The following is a 14,887-nucleotide window of genomic DNA, read 5'->3' as shown; positions in this document are numbered from 1 at the left end:
AGAATCTCCCCTCTTGCCATTCTCTATTTATGAATCTTCACGGTTGCATTCAAACCGAGTTTCATTTGTGTGCCAGACAGATCATTAAATGTAATCTTTACAGGAACACGCTGAACTTCTTTATTATCCTTTTTCTTTGTTAAAGTGGATGAAGCCCCCGAAGATAAAGTGTTCCCAGCAGACTTTCCAATTTCAGAAACCGTCCCTTTCCACACTTTATTCGGGTCTGCGTCCAAATAAATATCCACTTCTTTTCCAATCTCTACATCGTGAATATCGGATTCATCGATATAAGCCAATACATATGCTTTAGACAAATCAGCGATCATCGCAATCGGCTGACCAGGTGTAACAACTTGCCCAGGAACCACATTGCTCTTTAGGACAACCCCTGAAATAGGGGAGGTAATATCCACAATGGATGAGGAAAGAGTCGCTTTTTCATCCGGTGTTGGAACGGTCACGGGTGTATGGACTTCTTCTTTTCCAAGCAGGCCATTTTGCTGAATCGAATCCCCTGTATTCACAGACCATTCCTTCAGCTTTCCAACAGCCATTGCGGTGATCGGAACCAAGTCCGCTTTGACTTGGGCATTATCTGTCTGAACATAAAGGGACTGCTGGTTCCAATAATAGGCCCCACCGCCAGCCACGGCCAATGCAAAGATTCCGACAATCAAAGATAGGATCAAACGCTTCATCTACTTCTTCTCCTTACTTTCTGTCTCTTCTTTGAGGACTTTCACAAATATTTCCATTTTCTCAATCAAGAGGATTACATCTTCTTCACTCATTTTCTCTACATACTTACGAATGTATTGTGCTTGTGTATCCGGAATTTTTTTGATCAATTCCTTACATTTGGGTGTCAAGCTAATCCAAACCACCCGTCTGTCTTTTTGATCTCTCTCTCTGGAAACGAGTCCTTCTTTCTCTAACCGATCCACAATTCCACTCAACGAACTTGTGGAGGATTCCAGTTTTTTACTCAGTTCCACCAACGACTGAGGCCCTTCTTCACGAAGTACACGGATTACTTGTGCCTGGGGCATCGTTATATTAAGTTCTTTTAACTCCTCTCGGGCAATATGATGTAATTGTCTGATCATTTGCTTGAACAAAGTTAACAAATGATTAATTTGACGATCTTCAATCAATTTCTTTCACCATCCGAATTATTCAATCATAAATATTTCGCATGCTAACAATTTAGATTGTAAATATTGTCAAGGATAATGTCAATATATAAATATTACTCGACACGAAATATTAGAATATAAATGAACCATTTCTTTCCCCTTGGTCAAAAATAACAATTGTCGATGATTTCTTACTTCGTTGATGATAAAATAAATGTCAAAAGATGGTTTAAATCGAAAGTAACTCCATCACACTGAGGTGATTCTTTGAAGAAATTCTTATGCCTTTTGGCCATCCTTTCACTCATGGCCGTCAGTGCGTGTAATCCATCAGGCAGTGCAGATACTGGCTATCAAAAATCAAGCATTCATGAAGATTTTCCTGTTCCCAAAAATGCCAAGCCAACCACTATCCAGTTTGATAACCCCAAAATCGAAAAAGGCGTGAAATACATATTGCAGGGGATTGGAGGAAAACAAGGGCTTTATCCGCCAAAGAACTACTTTGAGGAAATTGGAAAATGGGGTTGGGAAGAGCTAAAAGATAAACAAATGGGACATGTTCATTTCTTTCGCAAAGGCAAAACCATCATATCCCTGGTGATCCATGAAGACTATTTTGCACTATACAAAATGAAAGAACCATTTCTTCCCTGAAAAATGAATCCATGAAACATAGCGGCGGTCCAAAAGAGGATCGATTCACCATCAAATCCAAAAAAAAGCCCGTAACACCATCAAAGTGGTACGGGCTTATCATTTTGATGTTATGGATCACGTAACGTTAGAGTCAATAGACCGCCTCTCTAAAAAAGCAAAAACATGCAAGCTTGTTGACAAAGTCTTCTTTTTAATGAGGGCTCCTTTGTTTGTCATCATCCTTATTGTTTCTGTATACCGGGATCATCCTTGGTAAAAATAGGAATTAATCCCGTGTTTTTTTAACAAAATATTACTTTTTAATCCGTTATTTCGTATCCCTAATATTTTATTATAATAAATAATTAGCAGCACTAAATATTCGTATTACCTCTACGAAGAGAAAGGTGATTGGATCATGAAAGTACTGAATCGCTCTGCCTTATTTTTCATGAAAGAACTGGACACAGCCGAAAAACGTCTTCAACCTTTTTCTGTATTCAATCAGCTACGTGAAACCACACCGATACGCTATGACCACGAACGCCAATGTTGGGATCTATTTTTATATGAAGATGTTCATGAAATATTGAAAACACATGCTGTCTTTTCTTCTGAACGCAAAAGAACACTGGAAGCCAATACTATTCTGACCATGGACCCCCCTCGCCATACAAAAATGCGAAATATAGTCAATAAAGCATTTACCGTCAAATCGGTTCAAAACCTTGCACCCCGTATTCAAGAAATCGTTCACCAATTAATTGATCTCATCATCCAGCAAGGTCAGATGGAAGTAGTCCGGGATTTGTCAGCTCCCTTACCTGTCATCATGATTGCGGAGCTACTGGGAGTACCAAAAGAAGATCGTTTACTGTTTAAAGAATGGTCTGATGTGGCAATCAAAGGGGTGGATCAATATACCGAGGAACATCTTGCTGCTGTTGCGGCGGAACATAAAAAAGCTCAGATCGAGCTGAGCCAGTATTTTACGGATATGATGAATCAACGGAGAACAGAGCCGAAAGACGATTTAATAACCGCTTTATTGCGAGCAGAAGTGGATGGAGAAAAGCTGACAGACAAAGAAATCATCGATTTTTGCATTTTACTGCTGATCGCTGGAAATGAAACGACAACCAACCTGATTACCCATGGTATCCGACTTTTAACGGAACAGCCCGATATCCAGGAACAAGTGGCACAAGATTCTGCCCTGATCCCTTCATTTATTGAAGAAACACTTCGATATTATCCACCCGTATTGGGTGTCTCGCGAGTCGCCAAGCAAGAGATTGAAATATACGGGCAAAAGATCCATCAAGGCGAGGTGGTCATGGCTTGGGTTGCTGCTGCCAATCGCGATCCAAGGGTATTCTCTGATCCTGATACGTTTGTAGTCAATCGCACACCAAACCACCATCTCACTTTTGGAAAGGGAATCCATTTCTGCCTGGGAGCACCACTCGCCCGCCTGGAAGCAAAAATCGCATTTGAAGAGATATTCAAACGTTTAACCGAGATCCGGTTGCAAAAAGGAACCAAGGTCGAGATCAATCCGTCCCCTCTGCTTTATGGATTAAAAGAATATCCCGTTACATTCCAAACGGTCTAGACTTCTTTTCATCTGAAAACCATATCACGCAAAAAGCCGCTAGATCCATAGCGGCTTTTTTCATTCCTGCGGCTTCATCGCATCCACAATGATCGACACTGATCTTAACTTGCCATCCCGGTTGCGGTGGTCAAAGCGCAGCGAACGGTAGATCTTTCCATCCCCTGGATCCCAGCGGCGATAATGAAACCGTCCGTTTTCGTCGCAGTATTCCAGCAGCTTCGTCTTAAAACCAGCCTCTTCAAACATCTGCGTCAGTATGCGGTAATTGTACACAATCTTGTGGCTGGCAGCAGGGTGATCTTTCGGCCCCGGTCCCCCCACCTGCACGATTCGCTGATATTCGGGATCAGGAAAAAAAACGTCCGGCACGGCACAGCGGATATAACCTCCCGGCTTCAAAAACTCGAAGCAAATGCGTGCCGCCCGCACTCCCTCTTCATACGTGAGATGCTCCCACACATGCTCGGCCAGGATGGCAGTGAGGCTTCCTGGCTGAAAGCGCCGGATCCAGTCTTCCCGCTTCAGGAGATTGAGATCCTCTTCCTGGGTGTGGATCCACCCGGGATTGTGGATGAAACTGCCTGCTCCCACCACGACGCGGATCTCTTTGCCATTCGGCATAGAAAACCCCCTATATTTGGTTGAATATTTTCATTTTTATTTTATTATTATTCATACCATCACGCAAAACAGCAACAAATTTCGTAAATACTGTCTTAAACAAGCACAAAAAAGCAGGGCTGGTGTTAAATCTTCCGTTCTCTTCGAACAGAACCAGTTTTTTAGCCAAAACAAAAGACGCCTCCTTTCGTGTACCTGTATCACTAAGACACAAAAACACAAAAACACACAAAGAGACGTCTTTCAGTCACGTAACATAATCTTTTGCTGTCGAAATTAGCCTTTCGAAACCACAACGTATTGCCACGGCTTTTAACGGATTGGTGCGCCCGAGAGGATTCGAACCTCCGACACGCGGTTTAGGAAACCGCTGCTCTATCCTGCTGAGCTACGGGCGCATAATCGATACACAGTTGTATCCATTCACGATCCATAATGAAATCATTATCAATTATACCTATTGGATGCATATTCTTGCAACACTTTTAAATGATCTTCACGGATACAGAGAGGAAATGTGAAAAAACTGGTTTATAATCACCAGCTGAATCTATCTTTTTTTTAATCCGTTTTGGTCTGTAAAACAGTCAAGATACTGGAAAACAAAAATAAATCTCACCGCTTATAGAAACTGGGTAATTCTGGATTCGTTCAGTTACTTTCAAAAAAAATCTCCCTCACAAAGGGAGACCAATTGAAGCTTAAGGTGGCTGAATCTGTGGTATTCTTGGATCATTAGCGGAGCGTTCTGTTTGCCACAAAAAGGTCAGTTGACCACAACCTGGTATTCCTCCAGCCAACGATTGGTCTGCAGCCAAAAGGCAAGTAATGCCGGTACATTCATCAACTGTCCGAACCAGGGAAGATGTTTTTGCGAAAGATCTTGCTCCACAAAGTTCTTCACCGCTTGCCGGTCAAGTAACTGGAACAAAGGAGCATGCCGATTCTCTGTTAACTCCAACATATGTCTTTGCATGGTTTGCAAGTAGTCGGGATGATGTGTTTTCGGATATGGACTTTTTTTCCGCTCAATTACCTGATCAGGCAGGATGCCTTTCAGTGCATAACGGAGAAGCCCCTTCTCCCGTCCCTGATATGCTTTCATCGCCCATGGAATATTCCATACATACTCCACCAAATGATGATCACAGAAAGGAACACGAACCTCCAGGCCATAAGCCATACTCATCCGATCTTTCCGATCGAGAAGCGTCGGCATCCAACGGGTCAAATTCAGATAAAACAGCTCCCGCATCCGTGCTTCTTTGGCATGATCATCGGAATGTCGTGGAACCTCTGCCAAGGCTTCCTGGTATCTGGCTTCTACATATTCCAACGGTTTGATTCTTTGAACCAGATCTGGATGAATAAAAGGAATCCGCTCGCTTACCAGACGGGCCCAGGGGAATGTATCTGCATTCACCATTTCTTCACGGTGAAACCAGGGATAACCGCCAAATACTTCATCTGCACATTCACCAGAAAGCACAACCGTACATTCTTTCTTAATCTCTCGGGAAAACAGCATTAATGAAGCATCTATATCCGCCATTCCTGGCAAATCACGTACGCGCATGGCCGGGATAATGGTATCAATGAGTTCCTGGTTATCTAAATAAATGGTATGATGACGGGAACCGATATGCTTAGCCATCAACTGCACCCAAGGAGCATCGGAATTTGGCTGAAACTCGTTGGTGGCAAAATACTTGTCATTATCAACATAATCAACAGAAAAGGTGGGGAGCAAGCCTCGTCCTTCCTGTGCAAAAACCTCAGCAGCACAAGCCGAGATCGCACTGGAATCCAATCCGCCAGATAACATGGTGCCAATCGGTACATCAGAGACCAGCTGCCGTTTCACTGCATCTCGAAATAATTCCCTAACATGAATAGCCGTTGTTTGAAAGTCATCGGTATGATCTTTGCTTCTTAACTCCCAGTAAGGCTTCGTCATCATTCCTTCTCGACCGAATTGAATCCAGCAGCCCGGTTTACATTCTTTGATTCCTCGAAAGACTCCGGTTCCAGGAGTACGGGCAGGTCCCATCACCAAAATCTCAGCCAAACCTTCTTCATCCAAAATGGGGGATACCATTGGATGCGCAAGTAAAGATTTGATTTCAGAACCAAACAGAAATGTACTACCTTTCTGAAAATAAAAAAGCGGCTTGACTCCAATCCGGTCTCTGGCCAAAAACAGCTTTTCCTCTGCTTCGTCCCAAATAGCAAAAGCAAAAATCCCATTTAAATACTCTGGACAGCGTTCCCTCCACTCCATATAAGCGGTTAATATCAGTTCTGTATCGGATCGTGTATGAAGCGGATAACCCAGTGAAAGAAGTTTAAGCCTTAATTCCTGCATATTATAAATTTCTCCATTGTAAGCAATCACATATCTTCTTTCTCCAAGCTGTTTGGCCATTGGCTGCAGTCCACCTTCGGGATCAATGACGATCAGCCGGCGATGAGCTATGGCAACATGCTTATCCAACCAAACTCCTTCCGCATCAGGACCTCTAACGACGTGCCGCTGATTCATCTGATTTACGGTTTCTTTTTGCAAACGAAGATCCAGTTCATAATCCACCCAACCTGTGATTCCGCACATAATCGATCCCACCTTAGGCTAATATCTATCCACTATCTTATGTTATACATATGAATCGGTGATGAAGAAAAAAACTGTCCAAATGGCTGGACAGTCAGCTTGTTGACAAAGTTTCCGTTATATGCCGGTTTTCCTTTTCCGTTTCACTCCCGCTCAATAAGTACGAGCAAAAGTCGTTCAACTGGAAAAGGAAAACCGGGTTTGTCAACATCCTCACTGTCCAATAGCTGATAAATGGATGAATCTGATCATTTCAAGAAAGAACATCTCCCAAACTATGTCTATTTGGCACTGGAGCGGATCGTCCCTTCTCCCATCATTTTTATTTTCATATGTGCCTGAACAGCAGGATAACGGGCCTCTCTAAACCACTGAGTAAACCAGTTCTTATCTTTATGCTTTACATTCAAAGCGAATTGAATGTCACTCACCTTCTTATTTTTTTTATCAATGGACAGATTCATATGAAGTGAAGATCGATCCACTTCATCTGGTTTCACTTCTTTCATCTGATTGAAAGACTCAATTAACGGATAGATTTGCGTGGCATCATCCAGTTTCAGTTGCAATAAGTAATGATCGTTTTGATTTTTGAGATCCATTTGCCGAATATATGACTTTGCTTTTAATTGGGACAGCAATTCTTTCGGATGGTAGTTTTTATATACAAAAGAAAGACAGTCCAATGATCGCTGCCATTGCTCCTCATTTACTTTCCCACGGTAGCAATTCTCCCCTTCAATCATCTCCGCCAAATCCGATCCAGGAAACTGGACAAACAGTTCATTCCCTTGCAAAACGACATCTGCCTCCTGATGGATCGCTGATTGATTTCCCAACTGGATCTTTTCCGTAATGTGCAACTGAATTCCTTTCATCTTTCCAAGGTTCACCAACGTTTGATCCAAAACTTTTTCTGCTTCCATCTGCCCAGGAGTTAGCGATGTTTTTTTCTCGTTCTCGACAGTGAAAACATGATATCCCCAAATAAAAATCAGCATAACCAAAAAGCTGCCAATCATCCAAAATATCTTTTTCTTCCCGGTTGTGACTGGATTTGCTGTCTTCCCCTGATTTGTTGACTTGATGTCGATCGGAGGTTGATGATCTGGGTTCGTTTCTGGCTCTTCTCTCTTTTCTTCAATCCACCTTGGCTCGCTGCTTTTTTCTTTTAATTTTGCAGCTACTTTTTCTAATGCCACAATCATTTCATCCGCAGAACGATATCGATCCGCTGGATCTTTGGCAAGCGCCTTAAAAAGCACCTGACATAACACATCGGGTAAATCAGGCTGAAATTGGCGAGGATCCGGAACGGGCTCGTTTACATGTTTCAGAGCCAAAGCGATGGTTTCTTCTGCATCAAAAGGGAGACGACCTGTTACCATCTCAAATAAAACCACACCTACAGCATACAGATCAGAAGGAATCCCCACTTTTTTCCCTAAAGCCTGTTCGGGTGAAAAATAAGGAACGGTTCCGATGAAGCTGCCCGATTTGGTTAGTTCCGGCAGAGAGGATAACAATTTGGCCGCCCCAAAGTCCATGATTTTCCAATGACCATCCATACCCAACATGATATTTTGTGGCTTAAGATCCCGATGAATAATGCCGTTTTGATGTGCCTTTCCCAACCCTTTAAGAAGCTGGATCATGATCGAAATAGCCTCTAAAGGTTCTATTTTCCCCTGCTCATCTATTTTCTGACGCAAGGTTGGCCCTTGCATCAGTTCCATCACCATATAGTGCATCGCATCTTCAATACCTACATTATGGATTTGCACAACATGGGGATGGGATATTTTGGCCAATGCCTGGGCCTCCCGGTGAAAACGTTGAACAAACTCTTCATCTTCCTGCAAATTTTCATACATTACTTTAATCGCTACATTTCGATCAAGTCGATCATCTCTTGCCTGATATACTTTTGCCATCCCACCTTTTCCAATCAGTTTCTGTATTTGATACCTTCCGTCCAATTTTTTGTTTTCCATGCCGTTCACCTACTTGCTATTTAAAAAAATAAGGCTTGACTTAAATGCGCTTTCATTTCTGAAGCTGATTGATAACGATCCTGCGGACTTTTTTCCAAAGATTTCAAAATTACTTGGCATAATGAATCTGAAAGATGGGGATTCAATGCTTTGGGATGGGGGACAGGCTCATATAAGTGTTTAAACAAAATGGAATGAATATGATCCCCATCAAAAGGCAATTGACCTGTTACCAGTCGATATAATACCACTCCGAACGAATAAAAATCGGATTGAAAGCTGATCTTGTCTCCGCGAGCTTGCTCAGGTGAACAATAAGGAGCTGCTTCCAGATCACTTTGCATCTGAGTGGGGGGTGACACTGAACGCATCCATGCCGTGGAAAAATCGGTAATTTTATATCTTCCATCTGAATCCATCAAAATACTGGCAGGTTTCATCTCTCGATGTACAACCCCATTTTGATGAATCTGTTCCAATCCGTCCAATATTTGCAGACCAATATGAACAGCTTCTTCTTGAGGGAGAAAACCTCGTTTTTGCAATACTTCTTCCAAACTGGGTCCATCTATATATTCCATCACCATATAGTAAAGATCATCATCTTTCCCAACATCATGCACCTGCACAACATTAGGATGGGAAATTTTGGCTTTTATTTTTGCTTCACGAATAAATCGGCGCATCCCATTTTCCTGTTGATCCGAAGAAAGCTCCAGAACTTTCAAAGCAACATATCGGTCCAGAAGGGTGTCATATCCTTTGTAAACTTTGGTCATTCCACTATTCCCCAGATATTTTAACAGTTGATATCGACCATTCAATTTTTGATCCATCCGAATGGTAGGCTGATTTTTAGCAGGTTTGGCATGTAATCCATTTGGGTTGATCAACATAACATCAGACATGGACTCCAGTAATGCCTGCTTCATCTCTTCCGCTGAACGGTAACGTTCTGAAGGGTTTTTGTCCAACGCCCTCAGTATCACTTGACTGACTTCAACGGGAATATATGGTTTTATGTAGTGAGGCGGTAAAGGTGAATCCTTTAAATGTTTCATCGCAACTTCATAGGCATCTTTTCCATCAAAAGGTACCTGACCCGTTAACATTTCATATAGAATAACCCCTATGGAATAAATGTCAGAATGAAAATGAACATTTCTCCCAAGAGCATGCTCTGGTGAAAAGTAACGTACACTGCCCATCAGATCACCCGTATGGGTCAATGGCGAAGAGGCTTGCATCATTCTGGCAATACCAAAATCCGTGATCTTATACTGACCACCAGACGAAACCAAAATATTGTGGGGTTTTAAATCACGATGAACAATCCCTTCACGATGAACGACTGCCAATCCATCCAAGATCTGCGAGCCTATTCGGATGACTTCATTGATCGAAAAGGCTCCCTGATCTACGATCTTTTTTTTTAATGTACCGCCTTCAACCAATTCCATCACGATATAATACTGTCTTCTTTCATATCCAAAATCATAAACATGAATGATATTGGGATGAGACAGCTTGGCAATCGCTTTCGCTTCCCGTTCAAAACGCTTGATTAATACTTCATCTCCCATCAAATCACGATCCATTATTTTGATGGCTATATATCGCTCCAGCAATGTATCCAACCCTTTATAAACAGTCGCCATTCCTCCGCTCGCTATTTTCTCTACAATTTGATACCGTTTGCCAAACTTCTTTTTCCTCATTTTTTCACCTTCAATATCAAAGAATCATGACTGGGACAATATAAACGAATAGAGCGTCTTTTTATTATTTTCTCATGGAACCATCCAAAAAAGCCACTGGTATCCACTCAACTTTTCTCTAGCCAGAGAAGCCAGGCTGAACTTTCTTCCCAAAAAGATTTTTGAGAACGATCCTATGTTACTTTTCAACAAGTTATACACAAGTTATCCACAGGACAAATAAAAATGTGGATAACTTCACTGATTATCCACATTTTGTACACAAATCGTACATAAATAGGGATATATATGTATTATAAAAAACCGAGGCTGTTGACAAACCCGGTTTACCTTTTCCAGTTGAACGACTTCTTGCTCGTTTTTAAGCAACGGGAGTGAAACGGAAAAGGTAAACCGGCATATAACGGATACTTTGTCAACAAGCTGACTAATCTACTTAAATGAATGATTCATTCCTTTTCAAACAAAATAACAATATAAATATTGGATAAAAAATATCCATTCACAAGTTATCCACATTTTATACACAGATTATCAATAACTTTGTGGATAATTATATTCTAAGATTTATTCAATGTTTTACATGATTGTAAAAAAAGTTATCCACAGCTTATACACAGGAATCATCAAAATCTATCATCTATTTATGCAATATCAGTGGAAAGACTGGCAAAAATGCCGTATGCTTTTCCTCTCTTAACTCCCCTGCATCAGTTTGGTATCATGAATATATCGACCAAAGTTCATATCTAACACCTCATGAAAGGAAAACCTGATCGTTCATTTCGTTTTCACAAGGAAAGGAATTGATGATCATGGGACTCCTTTATCATGACGTGACCTTGCTGAACTTTGACGATGCTTATCCCTGGCAGCATAAGCTGTCCGACTTTGCTGACGAATGGATCGAGCTTAAGGATATCACGGAGGCCAATCTGTTTTGCACGCACAAGGCGCTGGCAGAAATCAGCCACAGGCTTTCCGAGCGATCCGGTCGCGGCATCACGTTTATCGGAAATGGAAACTATCACTATGTCACATATCTTTTGCTTAGCGAAATCAACCGGCCGTTCAGCCTCATCCTGTTCGACAATCACACCGATGCGAAGCTTACAGACGGCATGCCTGGACTGTTGTCGTGCGGATCGTGGGTGGCCGAGGCGGCAGCCCGCTTTCCGCATCTGCAGCAAGCATTGATTGTCGGTGTTTGTACAGAGCGAAATCTCTACCCTCCTAATTCGCAAAGTAAAATCGTTCTCTGGCCAAATACAGGAGAACCGCAGAAGCTGCTGTCGGTGATTCCGACTGAAGACATTTACATCAGTATCGACAAGGACGTACTGGATCGCGCATTTGCCGTAACCAACTGGGATCATGGAAACATGCATCTGCAGGAACTGCTCGTCATACTGCAAACACTCGTCCGGGAGAAAAATGTCCTCGGAATCGACGTTTGTGGCGAATTGCCTGTGCCACCTGCCGACGTCTGGCGCCACGCTGATCAACTCCGGTTGAATGAACAGGCCAATCTGTCCATCCTCCAATCGGTGCTGTGTGCGTAATCCGCTCAGGCAAATCTTGGGCAAAGTGAGTACATCGGCAGGTGCAGATCAACCGGGATTTTGCAGAAATCCCAATGCAAATCATGACTACTCAGTTCGGCTGCTGTGAATAAACAATACAACAAGCCGGTTTCCCTATGGACAGGGAAGCCGGTTTTTTTCGTTTTGGTCCAAAACGGCGAAGCGCCGCCCTTTCTGACCACGGATTTTACACACTATTTCGGAGTTGATCGAGCTTGTAGGTGCATTATATTTACTTTATCATGATAATTAAAATTATTATAATCAAATCTTGTATTCTCACATCTCTCAATAAAAGGAGGAGGAACAAAAATGGCCAGCCAAGAGCATACCGTACGAGTGGCTGTCGTCCAGGCAGCTTCTGTCATCATGGATCGGGAGGCAAGTACGGAGAAGGCGATTTCGCTAACCATGCAAGCAGCAGAAAAAGGCGCAAACATGGTCGTATTTCCTGAAGCTTTCATTCCGGCATACCCACGGGGGCTCACCTTTGGAACGAAGGTCGGGAGCCGCTCTCCGGAAGGACGAAAAGACTGGCTTCGCTACTGGGAAAATGCTGTTCCTATCCCGAGTAAAACGACCGAAATATTGGGAGAAGCGGCGCGAAAGGCTGGTGTCTATCTGGTAATCAGCGTGATTGAAAGAGATGATGAGGTCAGTGGCGGTACATTGTACTGCTCGGTACTATTTTTTGGACCAGATGGGACACTTCTTGGAAAACATCGCAAATTAAAACCTACAGCCTCTGAACGAATTATCTGGGGGGAGGGAGACGGAAGCACTTTGCCGGTTATTGATACGCCCTATGGTAAAATAGGGGCACTGATTTGCTGGGAAAATTACATGCCGTTAGCCAGAGCAGCGATGTATGCCAAAGGAGTCCAGATTTATATAGCCCCTACAGCGGATGCCCGGGAAACATGGCAATCTACGATTCGTCATATCGCTTTGGAAGGAAGATGCTTTGTTTTATCCTGCAATCAGTATGTTACCAAGGATATGTACCCTGCCGATTTGGCATGCTATGACGAACTGGCATCTTCTCCGGATGAGATGTGCACAGGAGGAAGTGCGATTGTCAGCCCTTTGGGTGACTATATTCAAGGACCTGTTTTTGGCAAGGAAGATATCCTTATAGCCGATCTTGATTTGCGTAGTATCGCTTACAGTCGATTTGATTTTGATGTGGTCGGTCACTATTCAAGGCCGGATGTATTTCAACTATTGGTCAACGAGGAGAAGAAAGAGAATGTGAAATGGATCAAGTAAATCACTTCGGCATCGATACTGATCAGTGATAATTGGAAATAGGAAGATAAACCCTCGACTTTTTTCGAAAGAAAAAACCGAGGGTTTTTGTATTTCAGGTAATGGGGAGAAGGTCCTGTTTTTTGCTATTTCCAGAGATGGAAGCAGCGAAAATGGGCAAAGGAACAGATTGAGCCGTTCCTTTGCCAAGAGGGTCATTCGTTGTATAAAATCACTTTCATGGCTTTTTCTTTGGCAGCATTGCGAAATACCTCATACGCCTGCATGATCTGATCCAGTGGAAAACGATGGGTAACCAATCGTTGCGGTTGGATCTTTCCAGACTGCACTGTCTTTAACAGCATGGGTGTCGTGCTGGTGCTAACCAGCCCGGTCGTGATCTTGACATTCTTCAGCCACAATTGTTCCAGGTGCAGATCGACAGGCTTGCCATGTACACCAACGTTGGCCAGCCGTCCACCGGGCTTCAGGATTTGCTGGCAGATATCGAAAGTAACCGGGAACCCTACAGCTTCAATCGCTACATCGACACCCTCTCCATCTGTCAATTCCAGCACCTGTTCAACTGCATTTCCCCCAGAACTGTTTACTGTCCTGGTAGCCCCGAACTTTTTGGACTGCTCCAAGCGATAATCATCGAGGTCGATCATGATGATCTCCGCTGGCGAATAAAGTTGCGCTGTCAAAAGTGTCGCCATCCCAACCGGTCCGGCCCCGACGATTGCCACCACATCTCCTGGCTGAACTTCGCCGTGGATCACCCCGATTTCCAAACTCGTCGGAAAAATGTCGCTCAACATGACAAGAGCTTCCTCATCGGTTCCCGGTGGAATGTGATACAGACTGGTATCAGCATAAGGGATTCGAACGTATTCCGCCTGGGTACCATCGATCAGGTTTCCCAGAATCCAACCACCGTCTTCACAGTGGGCGTACATCGCTTTTTTGCAATAATCACATCTTCCACAGGAAGTGACACAAGAAATCAGGACTCTGTCGCCAGGCTTGAAATTATTGATACCGGAGCCGACTTCTTCTACAATTCCAACACCTTCGTGTCCGAGAATTCGCCCGTCGGTTACCGTTGGTACGTCACCGCCCAAAATATGCAAATCCGTGCCGCAAATCGTCGTTTTAGTGATTCTAACGATCGCATCCGTCGGTTTCTGAATCTTCGGCTTGTCCTTCTCTATCCACTCGATCTTTCCTGGTCCACGAAATACAAGCGCTTTCATGAATATTCCTCCTAAGCTTTTAGTCCTGGACGACATTGATGAAGATTGTCGCCCCAGAAGTTTCCTTCGGTTACCAAACGAAAAGTCGCTCCATCTGGAACCAATCCGGTGTGGCATGTCCGGTTCAACTCATAGCGAACATGAAACGATCAATGGGAGCAAATTTACAGACACCCCATCGCCATCTCTCCTTGTTTGTCATGGGTTTTCATTTTAAGTATGGTTTAATCCCGGACATATAATGCCATACACAAAAACAAATCCATTGTGAGTGTCAACTTTTTTCAAAGGTTTCATACTCCTGTAGCCAAACTGAAATATTGTCTGTGTAAAGAAAATGTGATAGATTTCACAAAAAAAGGAGTGTTCACAGTAAGGTTTATAGCTTTAACACTGGATAGGACGAAGCGAATTTATTTTTATGTCACTAACCTAAAATAAACAAACAGTCCATTCATCC

Annotated in this window: 13 protein-coding genes and 1 tRNA gene; 5 read left to right on the top strand and 9 right to left on the bottom strand. The window is 43.0% G+C overall.

The annotated features are described in order from the left end of the window. Positions 1 to 23: 23 nt before the first annotated feature. Both BMZ78_RS02310 and BMZ78_RS02305 read right to left on the bottom strand, forming a co-directional pair. On the bottom strand, positions 24 to 701 hold the full coding sequence (locus BMZ78_RS02310; protein WP_093227610.1) for an efflux RND transporter periplasmic adaptor subunit: 678 nt from the start codon (positions 699 to 701) through the stop codon (positions 24 to 26). Beyond that, positions 702 to 1,157, bottom strand: a complete 456-nt coding sequence (locus BMZ78_RS02305) for a MarR family winged helix-turn-helix transcriptional regulator (RefSeq protein ID WP_093227608.1) — start codon at positions 1,155 to 1,157, stop codon at positions 702 to 704. A gap of 249 nt (positions 1,158 to 1,406) precedes the next feature. Between BMZ78_RS02305 and BMZ78_RS02300 the strand changes: the two genes are divergently transcribed. Continuing rightward, complete coding sequence (locus tag BMZ78_RS02300) at positions 1,407 to 1,796, top strand: hypothetical protein (protein WP_093227606.1); 390 nt, start codon at positions 1,407 to 1,409, stop codon at positions 1,794 to 1,796. A 400-nt stretch (positions 1,797 to 2,196) separates the two neighbouring features. Continuing rightward, a complete protein-coding gene (locus BMZ78_RS02295) occupies positions 2,197 to 3,393 on the top strand; it encodes a cytochrome P450 (protein WP_093227604.1) in 1,197 nt (398 codons plus the stop codon). A gap of 60 nt (positions 3,394 to 3,453) precedes the next feature. On the opposite strand, the gene BMZ78_RS02290 is transcribed toward BMZ78_RS02295, so the two are convergent. The 6 genes from BMZ78_RS02290 to BMZ78_RS02270 all read right to left on the bottom strand — a co-directional run bounded on the left by BMZ78_RS02290 (position 3,454) and on the right by BMZ78_RS02270 (position 10,340). Continuing rightward, complete coding sequence (locus tag BMZ78_RS02290; RefSeq protein ID WP_093227602.1) at positions 3,454 to 4,017, bottom strand: class I SAM-dependent methyltransferase; 564 nt, start codon at positions 4,015 to 4,017, stop codon at positions 3,454 to 3,456. A 10-nt stretch (positions 4,018 to 4,027) separates the two neighbouring features. Then, complete coding sequence (locus tag BMZ78_RS18670) at positions 4,028 to 4,186, bottom strand: hypothetical protein (RefSeq protein WP_175482241.1); 159 nt, start codon at positions 4,184 to 4,186, stop codon at positions 4,028 to 4,030. A 152-nt stretch (positions 4,187 to 4,338) separates the two neighbouring features. Then, positions 4,339 to 4,415: transfer RNA gene (locus tag BMZ78_RS02285), tRNA-Arg, on the bottom strand. 368 nt (positions 4,416 to 4,783) lie between these two features. Then, the gene (gene asnB, locus BMZ78_RS02280) at positions 4,784 to 6,628 is read right to left on the bottom strand and encodes an asparagine synthase (glutamine-hydrolyzing) (protein ID WP_093227600.1); all 1,845 of its coding nucleotides are present in this window, start codon (positions 6,626 to 6,628) and stop codon (positions 4,784 to 4,786) included. A gap of 281 nt (positions 6,629 to 6,909) precedes the next feature. Then, positions 6,910 to 8,622, bottom strand: coding sequence for a protein kinase domain-containing protein (locus BMZ78_RS02275; RefSeq protein ID WP_093227598.1), 1,713 nt, complete (start codon positions 8,620 to 8,622; stop codon positions 6,910 to 6,912). Between the two features lie 20 nt (positions 8,623 to 8,642). Next, on the bottom strand, positions 8,643 to 10,340 hold the full coding sequence (locus BMZ78_RS02270; protein WP_093227596.1) for a protein kinase domain-containing protein: 1,698 nt from the start codon (positions 10,338 to 10,340) through the stop codon (positions 8,643 to 8,645). Between the two features lie 809 nt (positions 10,341 to 11,149). Between BMZ78_RS02270 and BMZ78_RS02265 the strand changes: the two genes are divergently transcribed. Next, positions 11,150 to 11,902, top strand: a complete 753-nt coding sequence (locus BMZ78_RS02265; RefSeq protein WP_245739701.1) for an arginase family protein — start codon at positions 11,150 to 11,152, stop codon at positions 11,900 to 11,902. A gap of 333 nt (positions 11,903 to 12,235) precedes the next feature. Further along, on the top strand, positions 12,236 to 13,192 hold the full coding sequence (locus BMZ78_RS02260; protein ID WP_093227594.1) for a carbon-nitrogen hydrolase family protein: 957 nt from the start codon (positions 12,236 to 12,238) through the stop codon (positions 13,190 to 13,192). A 194-nt stretch (positions 13,193 to 13,386) separates the two neighbouring features. On the opposite strand, the gene BMZ78_RS02255 is transcribed toward BMZ78_RS02260, so the two are convergent. Continuing rightward, positions 13,387 to 14,427: a zinc-dependent alcohol dehydrogenase family protein gene (locus tag BMZ78_RS02255; RefSeq protein ID WP_093227592.1), complete on the bottom strand. Its 1,041-nt coding sequence runs from the start codon at positions 14,425 to 14,427 to the stop codon at positions 13,387 to 13,389. Positions 14,428 to 14,465: 38 nt separating this feature from the next. Between BMZ78_RS02255 and BMZ78_RS18470 the strand changes: the two genes are divergently transcribed. Next, the gene (locus BMZ78_RS18470) at positions 14,466 to 14,669 is read left to right on the top strand and encodes a hypothetical protein (RefSeq protein ID WP_139203249.1); all 204 of its coding nucleotides are present in this window, start codon (positions 14,466 to 14,468) and stop codon (positions 14,667 to 14,669) included. Positions 14,670 to 14,887 lie beyond the last annotated feature (218 nt).

The sequence above is a fragment of the Thermoflavimicrobium dichotomicum genome (assembly GCF_900114055.1).
GTDB lineage: Bacteria > Bacillota > Bacilli > Thermoactinomycetales > Thermoactinomycetaceae > Thermoflavimicrobium > Thermoflavimicrobium dichotomicum.
Note: the sequence above shows the minus strand (reverse complement) of the source record. Positions and strands in the feature narration are given on the sequence as shown.

What these genes read in the sequence shown, in the direction of transcription:
- BMZ78_RS02255 (WP_093227592.1), bottom strand. Translation starts at nt 14,427, where the DNA reads ATGAAAGCGCTTGTATTTCGTGGACCAGGAAAGATCGAGTGGATAGAG.
- BMZ78_RS02275 (WP_093227598.1), bottom strand. Translation starts at nt 8,622, where the DNA reads ATGGAAAACAAAAAATTGGACGGAAGGTATCAAATACAGAAACTGATT.
- BMZ78_RS02310 (WP_093227610.1), bottom strand. Translation starts at nt 701, where the DNA reads ATGAAGCGTTTGATCCTATCTTTGATTGTCGGAATCTTTGCATTGGCC.
- BMZ78_RS02265 (WP_245739701.1), top strand. Translation starts at nt 11,150, where the DNA reads ATGATCATGGGACTCCTTTATCATGACGTGACCTTGCTGAACTTTGAC.
- BMZ78_RS02295 (WP_093227604.1), top strand. Translation starts at nt 2,197, where the DNA reads ATGAAAGTACTGAATCGCTCTGCCTTATTTTTCATGAAAGAACTGGAC.
- BMZ78_RS02260 (WP_093227594.1), top strand. Translation starts at nt 12,236, where the DNA reads ATGGCCAGCCAAGAGCATACCGTACGAGTGGCTGTCGTCCAGGCAGCT.
- BMZ78_RS02290 (WP_093227602.1), bottom strand. Translation starts at nt 4,017, where the DNA reads ATGCCGAATGGCAAAGAGATCCGCGTCGTGGTGGGAGCAGGCAGTTTC.
- BMZ78_RS02270 (WP_093227596.1), bottom strand. Translation starts at nt 10,340, where the DNA reads ATGAGGAAAAAGAAGTTTGGCAAACGGTATCAAATTGTAGAGAAAATA.
- BMZ78_RS18470 (WP_139203249.1), top strand. Translation starts at nt 14,466, where the DNA reads ATGAAGATTGTCGCCCCAGAAGTTTCCTTCGGTTACCAAACGAAAAGT.
- asnB (WP_093227600.1), bottom strand. Translation starts at nt 6,628, where the DNA reads ATGTGCGGAATCACAGGTTGGGTGGATTATGAACTGGATCTTCGTTTG.